At 48.6% G+C, this 20692-nt stretch carries 22 protein-coding genes; 1 reads left to right on the top strand and 21 read right to left on the bottom strand.

The genetic code is table 11. The features are described 5' to 3' along the window. Positions 1 to 97 precede the first annotated feature (97 nt). The gene (locus G9F48_RS08055) at positions 98 to 487 is read left to right on the top strand and encodes a ribonuclease (protein ID WP_223151841.1); all 390 of its coding nucleotides are present in this window, start codon (positions 98 to 100) and stop codon (positions 485 to 487) included. Between the two features lie 59 nt (positions 488 to 546). Here G9F48_RS08055 and G9F48_RS08050 read toward each other — a convergent pair whose 3' ends face one another. From G9F48_RS08050 to G9F48_RS07950, 21 genes are all read right to left on the bottom strand, one after another. Continuing rightward, positions 547 to 1293: an arylamine N-acetyltransferase family protein gene (locus G9F48_RS08050; RefSeq protein ID WP_017418847.1), complete on the bottom strand. Its 747-nt coding sequence runs from the start codon at positions 1291 to 1293 to the stop codon at positions 547 to 549. A gap of 24 nt (positions 1294 to 1317) precedes the next feature. Continuing rightward, positions 1318 to 1575 carry an HPr family phosphocarrier protein gene (locus tag G9F48_RS08045; RefSeq protein WP_025853523.1) on the bottom strand — a complete coding sequence of 86 codons (258 nt, stop codon included), beginning with the start codon at positions 1573 to 1575 and terminating at the stop codon, positions 1318 to 1320. Positions 1576 to 1598: 23 nt separating this feature from the next. Further along, a complete protein-coding gene (gene whiA / locus G9F48_RS08040; RefSeq protein ID WP_017418846.1) occupies positions 1599 to 2549 on the bottom strand; it encodes a DNA-binding protein WhiA in 951 nt (316 codons plus the stop codon). Between the two features lie 26 nt (positions 2550 to 2575). Further along, positions 2576 to 3529, bottom strand: coding sequence for a gluconeogenesis factor YvcK family protein (locus G9F48_RS08035; RefSeq protein WP_003151493.1), 954 nt, complete (start codon positions 3527 to 3529; stop codon positions 2576 to 2578). Next, positions 3526 to 4413, bottom strand: a complete 888-nt coding sequence (gene rapZ / locus G9F48_RS08030) for an RNase adapter RapZ (protein WP_012118535.1) — start codon at positions 4411 to 4413, stop codon at positions 3526 to 3528. Before rapZ ends, G9F48_RS08035 begins: the two co-directional genes overlap by 4 nt. Positions 4414 to 4438: 25 nt before the next feature. Beyond that, positions 4439 to 4906, bottom strand: coding sequence for an 8-oxo-dGTP diphosphatase (locus G9F48_RS08025; RefSeq protein WP_003151491.1), 468 nt, complete (start codon positions 4904 to 4906; stop codon positions 4439 to 4441). A gap of 273 nt (positions 4907 to 5179) precedes the next feature. Then, positions 5180 to 6130 carry a thioredoxin-disulfide reductase gene (trxB, locus tag G9F48_RS08020; protein WP_007407423.1) on the bottom strand — a complete coding sequence of 317 codons (951 nt, stop codon included), beginning with the start codon at positions 6128 to 6130 and terminating at the stop codon, positions 5180 to 5182. A gap of 206 nt (positions 6131 to 6336) precedes the next feature. After that, positions 6337 to 7749: a C40 family peptidase gene (locus tag G9F48_RS08015; protein ID WP_003151485.1), complete on the bottom strand. Its 1413-nt coding sequence runs from the start codon at positions 7747 to 7749 to the stop codon at positions 6337 to 6339. 396 nt (positions 7750 to 8145) lie between these two features. Then, complete coding sequence (locus G9F48_RS08010; protein ID WP_102422868.1) at positions 8146 to 9600, bottom strand: tetratricopeptide repeat protein; 1455 nt, start codon at positions 9598 to 9600, stop codon at positions 8146 to 8148. Positions 9601 to 9715: 115 nt separating this feature from the next. Further along, positions 9716 to 10777, bottom strand: a complete 1062-nt coding sequence (locus tag G9F48_RS08005; RefSeq protein ID WP_165409323.1) for a sensor histidine kinase — start codon at positions 10775 to 10777, stop codon at positions 9716 to 9718. Beyond that, the gene (locus tag G9F48_RS08000; RefSeq protein WP_015387652.1) at positions 10774 to 11451 is read right to left on the bottom strand and encodes a response regulator transcription factor; all 678 of its coding nucleotides are present in this window, start codon (positions 11449 to 11451) and stop codon (positions 10774 to 10776) included. Before G9F48_RS08000 ends, G9F48_RS08005 begins: the two co-directional genes overlap by 4 nt. Before the next feature lie 36 nt (positions 11452 to 11487). Beyond that, positions 11488 to 12105, bottom strand: coding sequence for a hypothetical protein (locus tag G9F48_RS07995; RefSeq protein WP_101562467.1), 618 nt, complete (start codon positions 12103 to 12105; stop codon positions 11488 to 11490). An 88-nt stretch (positions 12106 to 12193) separates the two neighbouring features. Further along, positions 12194 to 13963: an ABC transporter ATP-binding protein gene (locus G9F48_RS07990; protein WP_071392332.1), complete on the bottom strand. Its 1770-nt coding sequence runs from the start codon at positions 13961 to 13963 to the stop codon at positions 12194 to 12196. Positions 13964 to 14174: 211 nt separating this feature from the next. After that, entirely contained in the window at positions 14175 to 14795 is a 621-nt protein-coding gene (gene hisIE, locus G9F48_RS07985; protein WP_021495256.1) for a bifunctional phosphoribosyl-AMP cyclohydrolase/phosphoribosyl-ATP diphosphatase HisIE, read from the bottom strand. Continuing rightward, entirely contained in the window at positions 14792 to 15550 is a 759-nt protein-coding gene (gene hisF, locus G9F48_RS07980; RefSeq protein ID WP_165409322.1) for an imidazole glycerol phosphate synthase subunit HisF, read from the bottom strand. Before hisF ends, hisIE begins: the two co-directional genes overlap by 4 nt. Next, complete coding sequence (gene hisA / locus G9F48_RS07975; RefSeq protein ID WP_138093020.1) at positions 15547 to 16284, bottom strand: 1-(5-phosphoribosyl)-5-[(5-phosphoribosylamino)methylideneamino]imidazole-4-carboxamide isomerase; 738 nt, start codon at positions 16282 to 16284, stop codon at positions 15547 to 15549. The genes hisF and hisA overlap by 4 nt, the downstream gene beginning before the upstream one ends. After that, on the bottom strand, positions 16281 to 16919 hold the full coding sequence (gene hisH, locus G9F48_RS07970; protein ID WP_138093023.1) for an imidazole glycerol phosphate synthase subunit HisH: 639 nt from the start codon (positions 16917 to 16919) through the stop codon (positions 16281 to 16283). Before hisH ends, hisA begins: the two co-directional genes overlap by 4 nt. After that, positions 16920 to 17504: an imidazoleglycerol-phosphate dehydratase HisB gene (gene hisB, locus G9F48_RS07965; protein ID WP_007614023.1), complete on the bottom strand. Its 585-nt coding sequence runs from the start codon at positions 17502 to 17504 to the stop codon at positions 16920 to 16922. After that, positions 17470 to 18783: a histidinol dehydrogenase gene (gene hisD, locus G9F48_RS07960; protein WP_165409321.1), complete on the bottom strand. Its 1314-nt coding sequence runs from the start codon at positions 18781 to 18783 to the stop codon at positions 17470 to 17472. Before hisD ends, hisB begins: the two co-directional genes overlap by 35 nt. After that, positions 18780 to 19421 carry an ATP phosphoribosyltransferase gene (gene hisG, locus G9F48_RS07955; protein WP_012118547.1) on the bottom strand — a complete coding sequence of 214 codons (642 nt, stop codon included), beginning with the start codon at positions 19419 to 19421 and terminating at the stop codon, positions 18780 to 18782. Before hisG ends, hisD begins: the two co-directional genes overlap by 4 nt. Further along, entirely contained in the window at positions 19414 to 20586 is a 1173-nt protein-coding gene (locus G9F48_RS07950; RefSeq protein ID WP_165409320.1) for an ATP phosphoribosyltransferase regulatory subunit, read from the bottom strand. Before G9F48_RS07950 ends, hisG begins: the two co-directional genes overlap by 8 nt. Positions 20587 to 20692 lie beyond the last annotated feature (106 nt).

Raw genomic sequence — 20692 nt, 5'->3', positions numbered from 1 at the left:
GAATCAGCTTCACATGATAAAAATGGGAGGTATTGCTTTGAAAAAACGATTATCGTGGATTTCCGTTTGTTTGCTGGTGCTGTTCTCCGCGGCGGGGATGCTGTTTTCAACGGCTGCCAAGACGGATACATCTTCTCACAAGGCGCACACTGAAGCACAGGTTATCAACACGTTTGACGGGGTTGCGGATTATCTTCAGACCTATCATAAGCTTCCTGATAATTACATTACAAAATCAGAAGCACAGGCCCTCGGCTGGGTGGCATCAAAGGGGAATCTGGCGGACGTCGCCCCGGGGAAAAGCATCGGCGGAGACATCTTCTCAAACAGGGAAGGCAAACTCCCTGCAAAAAGCGGACGGACGTGGCGTGAAGCGGATATTAACTATACATCAGGCTTCAGAAATTCAGACCGGATTCTTTACTCAAGCGACTGGCTGATTTATAAGACGACAGACCACTATCAAACCTTTACAAAAATGAGATAAACACATACAAAAAACGGCTTCCCTGCGGAGGCCGTTTTTTTACAGAGAACCTGCGAGCTTCATATAAAATGAGCAGTAAATTTTTCTTCGAACTCTGATCGGTCTATTCTGCTGTTTTCCGCCGTGCCATCGTGTTTTTTTATTGTTATATTGCGTTCAGACAGAACCATGTGCCCTTCCGGTGTCCGCTTAGAAGCAAGCAGGCGTTTGTTGAAAGGAGAACGTTCATGTTCAAAGATTGTTTGTTTCATAGACTTGAGGTCCTTTTCATCGATTTCTTCAAGCGAAAATGCGTAACCTGTCTGCCAGCCGTCCCCTTTGTTCATTTCAAGCACGTATGCCCCGAATTCCGTCTCTTCTATCCTCACGCGGAACGCTCCGGCCGCTGATACCGTCTCGTCTCCCGACATCGGCACAGGCTGCATGGCGAGATTGAGGCCGAAGCCTGCATCAGCGATGTACTCATTCCCTCCGGCGGAAAGAAGTACGGCCGCATGTGTGCCGGGCAGCGCCCAGCCGTTTTTCCAGACCGTTCCGCGGATCAATTTGACATCCAATCCGGCATCTTTCAGGATGAAATAAAGCAGTCCGTTCAAGTCATAACAAAGGCCGCCGTGAGGTTCCTTCACCATGTGCCGCCACAGTCCTTCTTTCGTGACGTCATATTCTTTTTTGGACAAAACCGCGCGATTTTCAAACGGAAACCGATACGCGAGCGCCTTTAAAAACTCCGGCAGGTTGCTGAAATCGAGGGAATCCTTTTCCCAGCCTATCGTTTGATAACAATCTTTCAGAAACTCATTCATCGTTCCGTCCCCCTTACAAAGTGTTTACACTTCTTCCTGCACATAAGCGGACAACTTTTCCAGCGCTTCCTTTTCATCGTCGCCTTCAGCGATCAGAGTGACTTCCGTCCCCGAGCTGACTGCCAGACTCATTAATCCCATAATGCTTTTGGCATTCACTTTCTTGCCGTTTTTTTCAAGAAACACATCTGATGCAAAACGATTTGCCTCCTGTACAAACAATGCAGCGGGGCGCGCCTGCAATCCTGTCTTTAAACGCACTTCCACTTTCCCCTGAACCATAAGATCTCCCCTTTTCTGTACGGTTATTTCAAAGTGATGCTTTGTCCTGTACGCAGCTGTTCTGCGATTTCATCGAGCTTTCTCAGCCTGTGATTGATGCCGGATTTGCTGATTTTCCCGCTTGCAACCATTTCCCCCAGTTCTTTCAGCGTGACCTCCTGATAATCAATCCGCAGCTGCGCAATTTCGCGAAGCTTTTCCGGCAGCGCTTCAAGACCGATCCGTTCATCAATGTATTTAATATTTTCCACCTGTCTGAGAGAAGCCCCGATGGTTTTGTTTAAGTTTGCTGTTTCACAATTGACGAGGCGGTTCACTGAGTTTCTCATATCTCTGACAATCCGCACATCTTCAAAGCGCAGCAATGAATTGTGAGCGCCGATGACATTCAGAAATTCAGTGATTTTTTCCGCCTCTTTTAAATACGTAATATAGCCTTTTTTCCGTTCAAGCGTTTTGCTGTTCAGATGAAATTCATTCAGCAGCGCGCATAATGAATCGTTATGTTCCTTATAAAGCGAGAAGATTTCCAAGTGGTACGACGAGGTTTCCGGGTTATTCACAGATCCCCCCGCCAAAAACGCCCCTCTCATATAAGAACGTTTGCAGCACCGTTTCGCCACCAGTTCCTCAGAAATATTCCGTTCAAATATAAAGTTCTCCCCGAGGATTTTCAATTCCTCTAAAATCAGCTTTGCATTTTCAGAAAAGCGCACAATATAAACATTGTTTTTTTTCAGCCGCATTTTTTTTCTGACTAACAGTTCGACCGATACATCATATTGTTTCTTCAGCAATGTATAAATGCGGCGGGCAATCGCCGCATTTTCGGTTTGAACGTCAAGCACGAGATGGCGGTTTGAAAATGACAGGGAACCGTTCATCCGAATCAGCGCGGACAGCTCCGCCTTGGCGCAGCAGTCCTTCACTTCCAGATTCGTCAGTTCTTTTTTTGTTTCCGATGCAAATGACATATTAGCCACCTCATTTCAAAAGGCCTCTAGTCCCTTAATAAATCGACAAGAAGAGAAGCCACTTTATGTGTATCGTGACGGATTACGCCATTTTTATACGTGATAATCTGATCCCTGATGACCTCAAGCCCCATGGATTTCAGCTTTTCAACATTGAAGTCGACGGGCCGGGCCAGCTCTTTCGCATATTTGCTTTTGATTTCGTCAGGGATCTCCTCATTGTTGATTAAGATCGTGTCGATAAACGGCTGCTCCATATGATCGTTCAGCGCCTTGACATGGTCGGCCGCGCTGTATTGAAGCGTCTCGCCGGGCTGTGTCATGACGTTGCATATATATACTTTTTTGGCCGCGGCCTTGACGACTTCCTCTCCGATTTTCGGCACGAGCAGATTCGGAAGAATGCTTGTGTACAGGCTTCCCGGACCGATAATGATTAAATCGGCCTGACGGATGACGTCAATCGTTTCCGGCAGCGGATCAATTTTTTCAGGCGTAAGAAACACCCGTTTAATCCGCTGGCCGTAAGAAGGGATTGTCGATTCTCCGGAGACGACCTGCCCGTCCTCCATTTCAGCATGAAGAACGACACTGGTGTTGGCAGCAGGCAGCACTCTGCCGCGGACATTCAGCACCTTGCTCATTTCGGTGACAGCGTGAAAGAAATCACCGGTTATATTTGTCATCGCTGCCAAAATCAAATTGCCGAGCGAATGTCCGGTTAAGTCGCCTCCCTTATTGAAACGGTGCTGAAACAGATTTTCAACGAGCGGCTCAACATCTGACAAAGCGGCCAGTACGTTACGGATGTCACCCGGCGGCGGAATTTGAAGTTCATCCCGCAGACGGCCTGAACTTCCGCCGTCATCAGCAACTGTCACAATCGCCGTAATATCAACGGGCTTATGCTTTAACCCTCGAAGCAGCACGGACAGACCTGTTCCGCCGCCGAAGATTGCGATTTTCGGCTTCTTATTCATTTCCGGCTTCTCTTTTCAATGTCCCGGTGAGTGACATGAGTATAGAAATCTTTTTTAAAATAGTCAGCCAAATACTCAGCGAGCGTGACGGAGCGGTGCTGGCCGCCCGTACAGCCGATCGCGATGACAAGCTGGCTTTTACCTTCCCGCTTATAAGACGGAAGCATAAAGCCGAGCAGATCAACAAGCTTTTCAATAAACTTTTGTGTTTCGTTCCACTTCATCACATAGGATGACACTTCTTCATCTTTCCCCGTAAGCGGCCTCATGCTTTCAATGTAGAACGGATTCGGCAGAAACCTTACATCAAACACGAGGTCGGCATCTATCGGAAGCCCGTATTTGAAACCGAATGACATCACGTTCACTGTAAATGTTTCACCTTGGTTCGTGGCGAAATGCGCCACGATTTTTTCACGCAGATCACGCGGTTTCATATCCGATGTGTCATAGATCAGCTGAGAGCGCCCTTTCAATTCTTCAAGCAGCTGGCGTTCCAGCGCGATTCCTTCAAGAGGAAGCCCGGTAGCGGCCAGCGGGTGAGAACGCCTCGTTTCTTTGTATCTCGTGACAAGGATGGAATCCTTAGCGTCTAAAAAGAGAATGCGCGGTGTAATCCACGGATTTTCCGCCATTTCATCCAGCGCCTCAATCAGCCTGTCAAAAAATTCACGTCCACGCAGATCCATGACAAGCGCGACCTTGCTCATTTTTGAACTTGATTCTTTCATCAGCTCCAAAAATTTCGGCAGCAAGGAAGGCGGCAGATTGTCGACGCAAAAATAGCCGAGATCCTCAAAGCTTTGAATAGCGACGGTTTTCCCCGCTCCAGACATTCCCGTAATGATGACGAGCTGAATATCATGGTTTTCATTCATACTCATCTTTCTCCCCCCTGCGGTCTTTCTTTTATTTGATAAGCTGCGGATCTAAACGATAGCTGAGCAGCTCGAAGTCCGGCGTATACGTAAAGGTGCCGTGCAAAAGCCCTTGGCCCTTGATCATAAAATCAAGGATATGCCCGTCTCCGGGGGCCATCGGAAGGCTGTGGATATCTTTTACGTCATGCCACTTCAGAACGCCTTCCTCTGATTCAGCGACATTCCGCCCCGTGTAGGAGTCGGCGACGAAAGTAAACATCATCCACTCTGACACGATTTGTTCCTGTTCCTTAATAATAAAGGTAAACACGCCTTTTAACTGCGGATTTAGTATATAAATGCCCGTCTCTTCTCTGTACTCTCTGATGACGGAATCTCTGACGGATTCGCCGCTTTCCATCTTCCCGCCGGGCGCGACCCACCAGCCCCGTCTCGGCTTTTGGAGAAGGAGAACCTGATCATCTGTCTGCAGCACACAATTTGTCACTCTTTGCACAAGTACGTCACCTAACCTTCTCAACAAATCATCGTCTCTTCATTATACCGTTTCGGCATGTCTCTCACAATGCAGAGACACCGACATCCTTTTCTTTTATTTGACAGAAAACAAAAAATCGCAAAAAAAGGGCACGGATACTGGAATCCGTGCCAAAGTGTATTCATTAAAAAGGGGGTCAATTACTACATTCATCTTAAAACATCAGTATTTCACCCGTGTTACAGCGTAATTAAAACACAGTAACGATTCAAAAACTGAACATTACAGTGATTATTTAACGGTTTTGAGCGTTTCCTCAAGCTCTTCCACATAATGCTGAACGCTTTGAGCCGCAATACTTCCGTCGCCTGTCGCCGTTACGATCTGGCGGAGCGTTTTTTCACGGATGTCTCCCGCGGCGAAAATGCCAGGGACTTTTGTCTCCATTTGGGCATTTGTTTCAATGTAGCCTTCTTCATTTGTGATGCCCAAGTTTTCGAACGGTTTAGAAAGCGGAAGCATACCGATATAAATAAAGACGCCGTCAGCTTTGAATTCTTCCTCTTCTCCCGTCACGGTATCCACAAGAGTAAGTCTGCCGACTTTTCCGTTTTCCTCATGGATTTCTTTTACGGTTTTGTTCCATTTGAAGTCAATTTTCTCATTGTCAAAGGCACGCGCCTGAAGAATGCTTTGCGCACGCAATTTGTCACGTCTGTGAACGATGGTGACTTTTGAAGCGAAGCGTGTCAGATAGACGCCTTCTTCAACGGCGGAGTCTCCGCCGCCGACAACGACAAGCTCTTTATTTTTAAAGAACGCGCCGTCACAAACCGCGCAGTACGATACGCCGCGGCCGCCCAGTTCTTTTTCGCCGGGAACGCCGATCTTTTTGTATTCCGCTCCGGCAGAAATGACGATGGCGCGCGCTTTATATTCTTTTGAACCGGCTTTGACCGTTTTATATTCTTTACCGTCAACAATTTCTTTAATATCGCCGTACGCATATTCCGCACCGAATTTTTTCGCATGTTCAAACATTTTATTTGAAAGTTCAGGGCCGAGAATGCTTTCAAAACCCGGATAGTTTTCAACATCCTCCGTGTTGGCCATCTGGCCGCCCGGAATTCCTCTTTCAATCATTAATGTGGATAAGTTCGCTCGTGATGTGTAAACAGCAGCGGTCATCCCCGCCGGACCCGCGCCGATAATGATCACATCATAAATTTTTTCTTCTGACACCATGATTCACTCCTTTTCGAAATGGGGCGCACCCTATATGACTAAGAATCCCCATCAATCGTATTCCTTACCCATATCCTATTAAATCTGAGGGCAATTCGCTATTTTTTTGCTCATTTTTCTGAGAAACCGTGATTAGGCAGCTCCTGAGCGGGTATACAAATAAAGAAAGAGCCTTCCGGGATAGAAGGCCCTTGTCTTATTCATTATTGCACGACACGTCTTACATTGCCGTTGAATGCTTTCTTCCAGTAAGGATTGCTCATAGAATCAATGGATACACCGTGTGATGTATTATCGTTCAGGAACGTTCCGTTACCTAAGTAGATGCCGACGTGGCCGTTTGTTTTATACGTGTTGAAGAATACTAAGTCTCCGCGTTTCATGTCAGACGCGCTTACTGCTTTACCTCTTCCGATTAATGTATCTGTGTTTGTGCCGCTTGCAGGTCCGAGATTAACGCCTGCGTTAGCATAAGCCCAGCGTACGAATGAAGAGCAGTCAAAAATACGGTTGTCAATATCGGATTGAGTGCGTCCGCCGCCGAATTTATACGGAGATTGACCCACAAGGCTTGATCCTACGCTGATCGCGCCTTCAATACCGCCTGAATTTGAAATAACAGATCCGCCGTCAGAATCATCTGAACCGCCGCTGTTATGAGATGATCCGCCTGAAGTGCTCTTCGGTTTGCTTGAGCTGTCAGATGAATCAGATGATGTTGAAACAGCCGCTTTTTTCACAGTTTTAACCGCCGGTGCCGGCTGGCTGTCATCTTTTTGGTTTTGGTCTTCAGAAGCTTTTTGCGCTTCTTCCTGTTTTTTGATCAGGGCAGCAGCAGCAGCCTGCTCAGCTTTAATGCGCTTCTGCTCTTTTTCAGTGTCAGCTTTTTGGTTTGCAAGCTGTGACGCTTCTTTTTTCAGATCAGAGATAGCGGAAGCCGCTTTTTTCTGACCGTTTTTCGCTTCGTCGAAAAGCTTGTCTTTCTGATCAAGCTGTTTGTTCAGGTCTTTTTGCATAGACTCGAGTTTCGCAAGATCATCTTGAACTTTTTTCAGCTTCACGTTAAGTTCAGCTTCTGCGTCTTCGAGTTTCGCTTTATCCTGCTCCTGCTGTTTGATCAGGTCTTTATCCGCATCAACGATAGAAGATACTGCAGTCGCACGGGAAATGAAGTCTCCGAAGCTTGTCGCTCCTAAAAGTACATCTATGTATCCTTGAGAACCGCCGTTTTCCTGTAAAGAACGAACGCGTTTTTTCAGGATTTCATTGCGTTTTTCAATACGCGCTTCTGTTTCTTTGATTTCTTTTTTCAAATCAGCGATCTGCTTTTTCGTTTTTTCGTTTTCAGCTTTTTTATCTTCGATTTTATTGCTTGTATCCAACGCTTTAGCGTTAATGTCTTTCAGTTCTTTTTCAATCTTAGCCTGCTTGTCCTGAAGCTTGGACAATTCTCTTTCTTTTGCTTCAAGGCTTGAAGCCACCTCAGATTGCTTGCTTTCAATTTTCGCTTTTTTGCTGTCTAATGTTTCCGCCGATGCAGTTTTTGTAAACGGGATCAAAAAACTGCTTGTCCCGATGACGGAAGCCAAACCAAGTGTTAATAAACTCTTTTTCACTTTTTCTTTCCTCCCTTTTACTTTAAACCTGTTCTCATTTGGAATTCTATTATGAACATCAAAGTTACGCTCCCTCACATACCCGTGAGGCTGATGATTTTTATGTACGATTCTTTGAATCTGGTTAATTGGTATAGATTATACAGCACATGTAAAATAAACTAATCTCTTATGTACGAGACTCATTATACCATCATGTTTCGACAATTTTTATTACAGTTATATTTCAATGTGATTGCAAATCTCATATTTTGCAAAATAAACGGTGATTACGGCCTGATTTCGATTCAAAAAGCAAAAAAATACGTATGAATACCTCTTTTTTCGGCGGTAAAGTTCTGTTTTGCCCCTTTATGATAAAAAAAGAACCGACTCTTTATATAGAAAGAATCGGTTTTATTCTAATATATCATCTATTTGTCTGATGTATTTCGAAAGGGTTGCCGGGGTTATACCGTAAACGGCGGCCGTTTCTTTTTTCGTCGTTTTTTCGCCGTTTGCTTCTTTCCATACGTATGCGATGGCTGCGGCCCACGCCCGCTCATTCTGTACGGCAGCGGCGGCGCGGATGTGCTGAATGACGTGAAAAACCCAGCAGCTCATGACGTCAGTTTTTAAACTGTCGGCTTCCGCTTTCTCCAGAAGCTTGACCGTCCGATACGTGAACAGCGCATCACCGGAGACGCCTGAAGCGCCTTTTTCACCGGAAAGCAGCAGTCTGACGAAATCTTGTTCAAACGGTGAAACGGCGCGTTTTGCCGTCAGAACTTTTTCAAGCTGGTTCCGCTCTCCTTCAGCGCTGCTGATATAATAGGCGGCAAGCCGCTGTTCAAGTGAAGCAGGCAGCGGTTCCTGCCGCTCCGCCCAAGGCGCTGGCCGGTCTGATTCGGGAAATTCGGCTTCGGCCTTTTTCCAAATGGTTTCCGCAAATTCTGTGCGGCCTGTCCCGTAGGCTGAGGCGGCAAGCCAGTAATAAAACGTTTCGTCGCCTTCGAACCCGCTTTTGTAAAGTGAACGGAGCCATTTATAACCAAGATCATGTCTGCCGACAAGCGCAAGCGTCGCCCCCAGCTTATAGCGCTGTTCGAATAAAATCGGATACACGTTGGCGAGTTTTCCGCTCAGTTCTCCGACTTTTTCATCTTCCCTTTCGTAATAGCAAAATACAAGGAGGTTGCACAGGGCATGGAGATTGCCTTCATTTTTCTCAAGCACTTCGAATACCGTCTGTTTCGCTTTTGTAACATTGCCTGAGTAAAAGTAAGCGAGCGCCAGGTTGTTGTATGCAGACCAAAGCTCGGGGTAATCGGCCGTAATCTCTTCAAGCATGACAACCGCTTCATGAAGCTGGCCGCTCTCAAGAAGCATTTTTGCCCGGTCCTGCCTGATCAGCAGCTCATCCTGGTCATAGAGCGATTCGTTTTCACCCGCTTCGCCGAAATCCAAAAGCTCCATCAGATTTTCAATCTCTTCGCTGAATTCCCCGTCCGGATCGGCATCTGAATAAGCCGCCGCTTCTTTGTATGCTTCCTGAAAGAGCCCCAAATGTGCGAAATTATTCGCTTTAAAATAATGACACTCGGGCATTTCTTCTTTCAGGTTCACCAAAATAAAGTCGAACAGCTCATTTGACTGCTGGTAGTGGCCCATTTCAGAATAAATGACGGCCAGCCGGGACAGCATTTCGGAATCATTCGGCTCGAGGTGGACGGCCCGCTGAATCAGTTTGCTGGCCCGTTTTAAATTCCGCTCTTTATATGCTTTTAAGCCTTTATGAAAAAAATATTGTCCATCCTGAAGCAGCTGGACAATTTGCGCGTGCTTTTTCTGTTCAGAAGTGTGTTTTCCCACAAATATCCTCCGTTTTATACGTATTACCGTCAGTAGTATACCATAAAACGGTTTCGCCTCAATAGTTCAAAAGACAGGATCGGCTTCGTTTTTTACTGGCTGGTTCGACCAGATTTTAGCTGTTTTTTTCACGAGGCTCGGCTGGAAGAATGACGCGGAAAAGGGTTCCTTCGCCGCGCTTGCTCTCAACCTCTATCGAACCGCCGTGCAGCTCTGCGATTTTTTGGGCGATGGACAGGCCGAGCCCGCTTCCCCCTGCGTTTCTCGCCTTGTCCGCTTTATAAAACCGTTCAAATACACGCTCCGCCTGTTCAGGCTCCATTCCGATTCCGTCGTCGGCGATTTCGACAGCCGCCGCTCCCGGCAGATCAACAGTTTTAACGGAAATGCGGCCGCCTTCACCGGTAAATTTTACGGCATTGTGAATCAGATTCATCCATACTTGGCTGAGCAGCGCTTCATCTCCGTACACATACGACTCCTGTAAATCAATGAGAAACTCAATCTGTTTGGCAGACCATTCAGGCTCACAGGTCAATATGGTGCGCCGCAGCTGTTTGTCAATGCGGAACGGTTTTTTTTGTATCGGTTCGGTTTGGCGTTCAAGCGCAGTGAGCTTCAGCAGATTTTCACTGATTTTTGATAATCGTTCTGTTTCTGTCTCGATGATGTGTAAATAGCGCCCCCGCTCCTCATATGATAAATCCGGTTTTTTCAGAAGATGCGCGTAGCCCTTTAATGAAGTAAGCGGAGTTTGGATTTCATGGGAAACGTTCGAAATAAATTCTTGTTTCAGCTTTTCCATTTCACTCAGTTCCGCGGCGAGTGTCGACAGTTCATCAGCCAATTTCGTCACGGGGTGGTCCCGTTCAATCTTCTCCATTTTCCTGGAGGCGGCCGCTGTGAAGTTGCCGCTCGACATTTGCTTGATCGTGGCGGTCAGCGAATCCCAGATCGCATGATGTCTTTCACGTGCTGACTTTGAAAAAATAAACATCGTTACAAACAGCAGGCCGAAAACAAGCCAGAGCGTCAGAATCTGCTCGGCGTACGGCACAAGCAAAATCGGCCATATGAGACCGAATCCCTGAACGATCAGATGAGCCGCCAGCCATAAGAATGCGGTGACGGTGAGAAGGATGATGATTTTTCCAGCCGTTCTGAAGATCCGTTTCATTCTGTCACCACAAACCGATACCCGAGCCCCCGCACCGTATGGATAGCAAACGGATAGTCCTTTTCCGGAAACCGTTCCCTCAGCCTTTTAACATGCACATCAACCGTCCGCTCGTCACCTTCATAATCAAAGCCCCAAATATCTTCTATTAATTGTTCTCTTGAAAACGTCTTATTCGGATAACCGGCGAGCTTAAATAAAAGCTCAAATTCACGCCGGGGCAGCGTCAATCCCGCTCCGCCGCCGCGCGTTACGGTGCGGGATTGCTTATCTAATGTGACATTTCCGATGGTCAGCAGTTTTTCAGCGGTGATCCGGTACCGTTTCAGCAATGCTTTGACCCTTGCTTCCAGCTCAAGCGGCTCAAACGGTTTGACGAGATAATCATCCGCTCCGGAAGTAAAACCTTGCACTTTGTCCAGCGTTTCGCCTTTTGCCGTCAGCATCAAAATCGGAATGTCCGTAAAGCTGCGGACGGCTTCACTGACTTCAAACCCGTCCATTTTCGGCATCATCACATCCAGTATGATGAGATCAATAGGTGCTGATTCGATCAGGCGCACCGCCGCTTCCCCGTCTTCCGCTTCTGCGACGTCAAAGCCGCTCTGCTCCATCATGAGGCGGACAAGCTCACGGATATGGCGGTCGTCATCCGCAACCAATATGACAGCCATAAAAATCCCTCCTTCTGCTTTTTTGCCTGTCTTCTTTTAATGAATCGACATGATGTCTATTAACCGTCTTATTTTTTCATTGTCTCCTGTATCGACAGACACTTTTTTTGTATGGCGGATCATTTCCTCCGTCACTTCTTTCATTACGCCTTGATCAGTATCTTCACGAGACTCCCAGCGCAAAGGAACATTGTATACCTGAATGGTGCCGTCACCATTGCTGCTGTAAGTGACTGACCCATCGACTAACCGGGAGCCTGCTAACTGCGTAACATCTTCGGGATAGCGGGCGCTCGTATGATCGTCAGGGTTGACGAGTGCTCCGGCCGGAATGCGGCGAACGTTCAATTCATCTATCTGCTGATTTTCCCCAAGCTGCAGCCAGATGCGGGCATATTCAATTTGCAGAGGAGAATAATCTGCCGACATGTTGTTCGGTTCGCTTTTGTCCGCAGAGATGTGATGTGAATCTTTGATTACGGGTTCTTTTTTTTCTGCCGCTGATGCTGTTTCAGCCTTGTTGATGCCGCTGCTTTCTCCGGCCGGACTTGAAGAATGGCTCGGCTCTTCATCGTTACCGTCCGTACACCCGGCAGTCATGAATACGAGCAGTAAGGCCGCGTGACAATAAAAAATCTTTGTGCGTTTTTTCATAATTCAACCCCCGCTTCCAATGAATAGGATTCCGGCTGCAAAATAAAAAGCAGCTTTTTCAGCTGCTTTCTATTCATAAAGTCTTGCTTTACACAGCTTTGTTTTCTAAGTCGGCATTCAGCTTCAGCTGCTGCTCCGCAAAATCGCGGTACAGCGAATGGGATGCCATTAATTCATGGTGTGTGCCCCGTCCGGTGATTTCACCCTGTTCGACAAAGAGAAGCTGATCTGCATCCACAACCGTGGATAAACGATGGGCGATCACGATCGTGGTGCGGCCTTCCATTAGAACTTCCAGCGCCTGCTGCACCCATTTTTCAGATTGGCTGTCCAGACTTGATGTCGCTTCATCAAGCATCAGAATGCTCGGGTTGCGAAGGAGCGCTCTGGCAATGGCGATGCGCTGGCGCTGTCCGCCTGACAGCATAATTCCCCGCTCACCGACCTCTGTTTCAAATTTCTTCGGTAAGTCTTCAATAAATTGCAGGGCGTAGGCCATGTCAGCCGCTTGCCTCAGTTCCTCATCAGTCACCTCGCGTTTTAATCCGTAGCAGATATTGTCGCGGATGGTGCCTGACATTAACGGGCTTTCTTGCGACACGTAGCCGATATGCTCCCGCCATGACTCAAGGGAATACGCATCAATCGGTTCATTTCCGAGCAGGATGCTGCCCGCAGTCGGATTGTAGAATCGTTCAAGCAGCTTAAATAACGTTGTTTTTCCGCCGCCGCTCGGTCCGACGATCGCGGTGACTTTGCCGGCCTCAATCGTAGCCGTAATGTCTTTTAAGATGGTTTGATCTGTTTTGTAGCCGAATGAGACTTGTTCGAGCTTAATCGGCTGATCTGCGTTTTCAATGGCTTTTCCGGTTTGGATATCTTCTTCTTTTTCTGCAAGAATATGAATCATCCGTTCCGTTGCGCCGACGGATTTTTGAAGCTGTGTGAAAAATGAAGTGATCTGGCCCATCGGCATAATGATCTGAAACAGATACAGGATAAAGGCAACGAGCGCGCCGGCTGTCAATTCACCGGATGACACCTGCATCCCGCCGTACCCGATGACAGCGACCAGCGCCGCCATTAATACAAGTGTAATAAGCGGGCCTACGAGCGACTGCACCTTCGCTTCACGCAGCCCGAGTTTAAAGAGCGCCATGATGCCTGCTTTTCCGCGTCCGTATTCCGCTTCTTCAGCGTTTGACGCTTTTACAAGCCTGATTTCCGGGAGGATGTGGTTTAATAATCCGGTGAATCTCGCCGTTTCATCCTGTGTTTCCCGAGAAATTTTAAACATTTTCCGGCCGATCGGCACTAAAATCACCGCAGCCAGCGGCACGACGACCAGCACGAGCAATGTGAGCTTCCAGTTCATGAAAAATAAGATCGTCAGTGACCCGATAACGGAAATGATTCCGGTAATAAATCCGCTGATATTGTTTGTGATCAGCTCTTTTACCACCATTGTGTCATTGGTGACACGGCTGATCGTTTCTCCCGTGGCGTTTTTGTCAAAATAAGAGACGGGCAGTTTAATTAATTTCTGCCACAACAAATCACGCAGTCCCGAGATGATTTTCTGGCCGCTGTAGTTCAGGGCGTAGGTGGCGTAGGCGCTTAATGCGGCCTGTACGATAAACACGGCTGCGATGATTCCGATTTGCACGCCTGACAGCGACGACATGGAAAAGCCGTCAACGAGCTGCTTTGTCAATAGCGGAATCAGCAGGCTGACGAGCGTTGTCACAATACTGAGAGACAGCGCGAAGGCCAGCATACCGTATGATGGTTTTGTTTTTTTGACTAATGAAAAGAATGAGCTGAATTTCCCTTTAGGTTTTGGTTGTTTATTCGGCATATGTTTTCCTCCTATATCACTGTTTATACTATAACGGATGTGCATGAACGGAATATGAACAAAACGTATATTTTTGATAAAAACCAAAATAAACTCTATTAGTCAATATTATCAAATTCATCTGCCTCCGGTTGCGGAAATAAGGAATATTTTATTGAATGTTTAAGTTTGACAGAATAAAAACCTCACGGATCTCTCCGTGAGGTTTGTTTTACTCAGATGCTGAATGGCGTTTCGCAAGGACATCAAGCACGTCATCCAAAGGAAGCGACTGCTCACGCAGAAGAACGAGCAAATGATACAGCAAATCTGCCGCTTCCCATTTTAATTCTTCATGGTCGCGGTTTTTCGCGGCGATAATAACCTCTGCGGCTTCCTCTCCGACTTTTTTGAGGATTTTATCGACGCCTTCCCGAAACAGATACGTTGTGTAGGCTCCGTCAGGCATCTCCGCCTGCCGTTTGGCGATTACGCTTTCCAGTTCGTTTAAGATGCCGAAACGATCCTGCGCGTCCGCTTTTTCCGGAGAAAAGCAGCTGTAACTTCCTTTATGGCAGGCGGGTCCTGAGGGCTCCGCAAGCACGACGAGGGCATCTTGATCGCAGTCATAACGGATGGCTTTCACCTTTTGGGTATTCCCCGATGTCGCTCCTTTATGCCACAGCTCCTGCCGTGAACGGCTGTAAAACCAGGTTTCTTTCGTTTCTATCGTTTTTTCGTAGGATTCACGATTCATATAAGCCAGTGTCAGCACTTCTTTGCTTGCCGCATCCTGTACGATGGCGGGAATCAGTCCGGCCTCGTCAAACCGCAGTTCATCTGCCCGTTTCATCTCACATTCACCCCGTGTTTCTTCATATAATCTTTCACTTCTTTTATAGATGTCTCTTTGTAATGGAAAATGGAAGCTGCAAGCGCGGCGTCCGCTTCACCGACTGTGAAGGCTTCAAGCATATGGCGCGCGCTGCCGGCTCCCCCTGACGCAATGACGGGCACCGGGACGGCACGTGAGACAAGCTGTGTGAGCGTATGATTAAAGCCTGTTTTCTCACCGTCTGCGTCCATGCTTGTCAGCAGGATTTCACCCGCTCCCCGGCTGACGGCTTCTTTTGCCCAGGCCGTGACTTCCCGCTCGGTTTTCTGTCTGCCGCCGTGTGTGTACACTTTATAGCAATCCGAATCTTCGTCATACTTTGCGTCAATCGCCGCTACGATGCATTGCGAGCCGAAAAAATCCGCTCCTTCCGTAATCAGCTCGGGTCGGAGAACGGCCGCTGTATTAACGGATACTTTATCAGCGCCGGCGCGCAGCATTCGTTTCATATCGCTTAATTGATTGATTCCGCCGCCGACCGTAAACGGAATCGCCAGTTTTGCCGCAACTTGTTCTACGACGTCTGTCATCGTCTTGCGGCCTTCGTGAGAGGCGGAAATGTCGAGAAAAACAAGTTCGTCAGCGCCCTCCCTGTCGTAGGCTTCGGCCAGCTCGACAGGATCGCCCGCATCTTTCAGCCCGAGAAATTGAATGCCCTTGACGACGCGTCCTTCTTTCACATCGAGACACGGAATGATTCGTTTCGTGATCATGCGTCCTTCACCCCGCTGAGCGCTTCAGCCAATGAAAATTGTTTTGTATACAGCGCTTTTCCGATAATCGCTCCCGATACGCCGGCGTCTTTGAAGCGGGCCAGTGCTTTGAGGTCGGCGACTGAGCTGACTCCGCCTGAAGCGATGACGTCTTTTCCCGTTGCTTTTGCGAGCTGAACGGTGCTTTCGATGTTCGGTCCTGACAGCATGCCGTCAGTTGCAATATCCGTGAAAATGAAGGTTTCCGCTCCTTCGGCCGCCAATTCACGGCCCAGATCGGCCGCCCTTACCGAGGATGTTTCCAGCCAGCCTTCCGTCGAGACATATCCGTTCCTTGCATCAAGGCCGATCGCGATTTTGCCGCCGTATTGTTTCAGCATGCTCTTCACAAATGCCGGATCGGAAACGGCCGAGCTGCCGAGAATGACGCGATCAACACCTTGTGATAAATAACCGTACACATCCGCTTCAGAACGGATCCCGCCGCCGATCTCGACTTTGACATCAAGCTGCCGCGCAATGTCAAGAACATGCCTGTCGTTTACTTTCCTGCCTGCTTTCGCGCCGTCAAGATCCACGAGATGAATCCATTCGGCGCCTTCTTGTGCAAATTGCGACGCCATGTCTAAAGGAGAGTCACCGTATATCGTTTCCTTGCCGTAATCGCCTTGGATGAGGCGGACGCATTTGCCGTTTCTCATATCGATTGCCGGATATAATGTAAAAGCGTTCATTTCTTCACCTTCTGTTCCGCTGCCATTTTTGTAAATTGCGTTAAGATCGCCATTCCGGCCGTACCGCTTTTTTCCGGGTGAAACTGTGCACCGAAGACATTGCGTTTCCCGACGACTGCGGGAACACGAACGCCGTACTCAGCGCTTGCCAGAAGATCGCCGTCTTCCAGCCCGTCTATATAATAGGAATGGACAAAGTAAACGAATCCTTCTTCCGCTTCCGAAAGCAAAGGAGACGTTTGGTGAAACGTCAGCCGGTTCCAGCCCATATGCGGCACCTTCAGCTTGTTTCCTTCGGCATCTCTGTCTTTGAGTCTCACAGCTTTTCCGGCTAATAAACCAAGTCCTTTTGCAGAGCCGTTTTCGGTGCTTTCTTCGAAAATGAGCTGCATGCCGAGGCAGATGCCGAGGAGCAGCTTACCCTCGTCAACCATACGGTGTATGAATTGATCAAGCTTCGTGCTGCGTAAATTGTCCATGGCGTCACTGAATGATCCGACACCTGGAAGAATAAAAGCATCCGCTTTTTCAAGCTCTTCCGGCCGGTCTGATACGACATACGGGACGCCGACGCGTTCCAGCGCTTTCGACACGCTGAATAAATTGCCCATACCGTAATCAATTACACCGATCATTTACAGCATTCCTTTCGTAGACGGCACACCCTTGACGCGCGGATCAATGGATGACGCTTCATCAAGCGCTCTGCCAAGCGCCTTAAACACGGCTTCTATCATATGATGGGTATTCGTGCCGTAATGAACAATGACGTGCAGATTCATTCTCGCTTCGAGCGCCAGCTTCCATAGGAATTCATGTACCAGCTCGGTATCAAACGTTCCGACTTTCGCTTGCGGAAATGCAGCGCGCATCTCAAGGTGCGGCCGGTTGCTCAGGTCTACGGCGACTTGGGCGAGCGCTTCGTCCATCGGCACAAGCGCTGATCCGTACCGTTTGATCCCTTTTTTATCACCGAGCGCCTCCAAAAAAGCCTGCCCTAAACAGATGCCGATATCTTCAGTCGTATGGTGATCATCTATCTCCGTATCGCCTTTTGCGTCAACAGTTAAATTGAATTGCCCGTGCTTTGTGAACAAATCAAGCATATGAGTCATAAACGGCACATCCGTGCTGATGTCGGCTTTTCCTTCTCCGTCTATTTCGAAAGCCAGCTTAATATCCGTCTCATTTGTTGTTCTGGCGCGTTCCGCTTTTCTCATCGGTCATTCCTCCGTTTCTCGCTTCAATCGATCTTGCGTGCGCTTCAAGCCCTTCCAGTCTCGCGAAGGCGGCAATGCTGTCCGCGTGCGTTTCAAATGCCTTCCGGCTGTAAGAGATGATGCTCGATTTCTTTTGAAAGTCTGTTACATTCAGCGGGCTTGAAAACCGCGCCGTTCCGTTTGTCGGCAAAACGTGATTCGGTCCGGCAAAATAATCGCCGACCGGTTCAGCGCTGTATCGTCCTAAGAAAATCGCCCCCGCGTGTCTGATGCTTCCAAGCAAAGCCTCCGGCGAATGCGTCATGATTTCTAAATGCTCGGGCGCCAGCGCATTCACCGTGTCCACCGCATATTCCATCGATTCCGCGATATAAATGCGGCCGTGATCCTTGATCGACGCTTCGGCGATTTCTTTGCGCGGCAGGGTCTGAAGCTGTTTATTCACCTCATCTGATACGGCTTCGGCAAGCTTTCGTGAATCGGTGACAAGCACGCTTGAGCTGAGCGTATCGTGTTCAGCCTGTGAAAGCAGGTCAGCAGCGACTTCTTCGGGCACCGCCGTATCGTCTGCCAGGACCACGATTTCACTTGGCCCGGCAATCATGTCAATATCCACAACGCCGAAGACTTCGCGCTTCGCGAGCGCTACAAATATATTACCGGGGCCCGTGATCTTATCTACAGGCTGTATCGTTTCCGTTCCGTAAGCGAGCGCGGCAACCGCCTGCGCGCCTCCCGCTTTGTAAATTTCTTTTATGCCGAGCTCAGAGGCCGCCGCCAGAACGCCCGGCGAAAGGCGCCCGTCTTTTCCCGGAGGACTGACGAGAACGATCCGTTCCACTCCCGCAGCGAGAGCGGGGATGACATTCATTAAAACGGAAGACGGATAAGCGGCCGTTCCGCCCGGCACGTATACGCCCGCGGAATCGAGCGCCGTTATTTTCTGTCCGAGCATCGAACCGTCTTTGCGATGGTAAAACCAAGAGGATTGCAGCTGGCGCTCGTGATATTCTTTAATATTGGCAATCGCCTGCCTGATCACTTCCAGCAGCTGATCATCAAGCAGACGGTATGCCTCGGTGATTTCCTCTGCGCTCACGGCCATTCGGTTCAGGCTGATGCCGTCAAATGTTTTTGTATAGGCCAAAACGGCTTTGTCACCGTTTTGTCTGACGTCTTCAATAATCCCCCTGACGGTTTTCCGCTGCTCTTCGGTTCCGCTGTCGATGGAACGCTTCAGTGAGAACCGCTCGCTACTTTTTACTGCGGTTATTTTCATTGTGCCGTTTCTCCTTCCACAACCCTGGCCAGCCTGGCCGCCATTTCGTCGATTACATCATCCTTCATGCGGTAGCTGACCGGATTGACGATAAAACGCGATGTGATGTCACAAATATGTTCTGATTCAACGAGACCGTTTTCCTTTAATGTCCGCCCGGTTGATACGATATCTACGATTCTGTCAGCAAGCCCGATTAAAGGCGCCAATTCAATGGAACCGTTCAGCTTAATGATTTCCACCTGTTCGCCCTGCTCTCTGAAATAACTCGACGCAACATTCGGATATTTCGTCGCAATCCTCGGGGCGACTCCGTTCCAATCCGCTCCGGGAAGCCCCGCAACGGCGAGATGGCATTTGCTGATTTTCAGATCGAGCACCTCATACACGTCACGCTCTTCCTCAAGCATGACATCCTTTCCGGCAATACCGGCATCAGCGACGCCATGCTCGACATAAGTCGTAACATCCATCGGCTTTGCCAGAATAAAGCGGAGATTTTCTTCAGGAACGTCAATGATCAGTTTTCTCGATTCTTCAAACTCTTCGGGCAGCCTGTATCCGGCCTGCCTCAGCAACCCGGCCGCTTCTTCGAATATCCGTCCTTTTGGCATTGCCATTGTGAGTACCTTACCCATTCCGCTCTTCCTTTCTGGCACCGATAAAGTATGTGACGTTTGCGAATGATTTTGTCATATGATCGATATTTTCAATGCCCGCCAGATCCTGCAGGACGACTTTTCTGCCTCGCGCCCTTTCTTCCTCCGCGAATAAAATGGCCTGGGCCCGCTGCTCCTTGCTGAAAATCACGGCGTCCGCTTCACTTGTTTCTTCCTGAATGCCGAGCGCTTCAATCAGCCTGTCGATACGGAGCCCGAAGCCCGTGGCGGGAGCGGGATTGCCGAAATGGCCGAGGAGATTGTTATAGCGTCCTCCGCTTCCGATGACGAAACCGACATTTGCCGCGTACACTTCGAATAAAATTCCCGTGTAATAACTCATATGGCTTACCATATTCAGATCAAGGCGAATATGCTCGGCACACCCGTAATCCTCAAGAATGTCCCACAGGTCTTCCAGCTCCTGAATTAAGCTTTGTCCGGAGATTCCGATGATCTCCTCCGCTTTGGCGCATATCTCTTTCCCGCCCCGCAATTCCAGAAGTGCGAGCAGCCGGCTTTTGTCTATTGAAGAAAGCGGAAGCGATTTGACATGTTCCCTGTATCCCACGTAATTCTTTTCAAAGAGAAAGCGCCGCAGAACATCCGCCCGCTCGGCATTGCCCAAAACCTCGACAAACAGCTCATCAGCGAGTCCGGCATGGCCGATCGCGATTTTAAACCGGTGCAATCCCGCGTTTTTCAAAGCGCCGGCCGCCAGCGCAATCACCTCGGCGTCCGCGCTTGTTGATCCGTCGCCGATCAGCTCCGCGCCGACCTGTTCGAATTCGGCCGGACGTCCGCCTTCCCGCTCCTGAGCGCGATAGACGCTTGCCGCGTACCCCGCTCTGAGCGGATGATTGTGTTTGTGCAGCTTAGATGCCGCCACCCTGGCAATCGGTCCGGTCATGTCAGGCCGAAGCACAAGCGTTTTTCCGTCCTGATCGAGAAGCTTAAACAGCTGCTGTTCTTCAATGGCTGACTTGACGCCTACTGTTTCATAGAATTCAAGGGTCGGCGTCTCCATAAACTGATAACCCCATTTATCAATTAAATCCGTCAGTGTGGAACGGACTTTTTTCTTTGCTTCGTATAAACCGGGCAGCGTATCTCTCATGCCATGCGGTTTCTCAAACATAAACATTTGCCTTTTACACCTCCGCTTTGTCTGAAGGAAAATTCCGAATCCTTTAGTTCGCTAATATGATAATATGTTAGCAGATAAAAGAATGGATTGCAACGCCCAATGT

This window comes from Bacillus sp. EKM420B (assembly GCF_011065565.1).
Classification (GTDB): Bacteria; Bacillota; Bacilli; order Bacillales; family Bacillaceae; genus Bacillus; species Bacillus velezensis.
The sequence above is the reverse complement of the archived record's forward strand: the minus strand, read 5'-3'. Positions and strand labels throughout refer to the sequence as shown.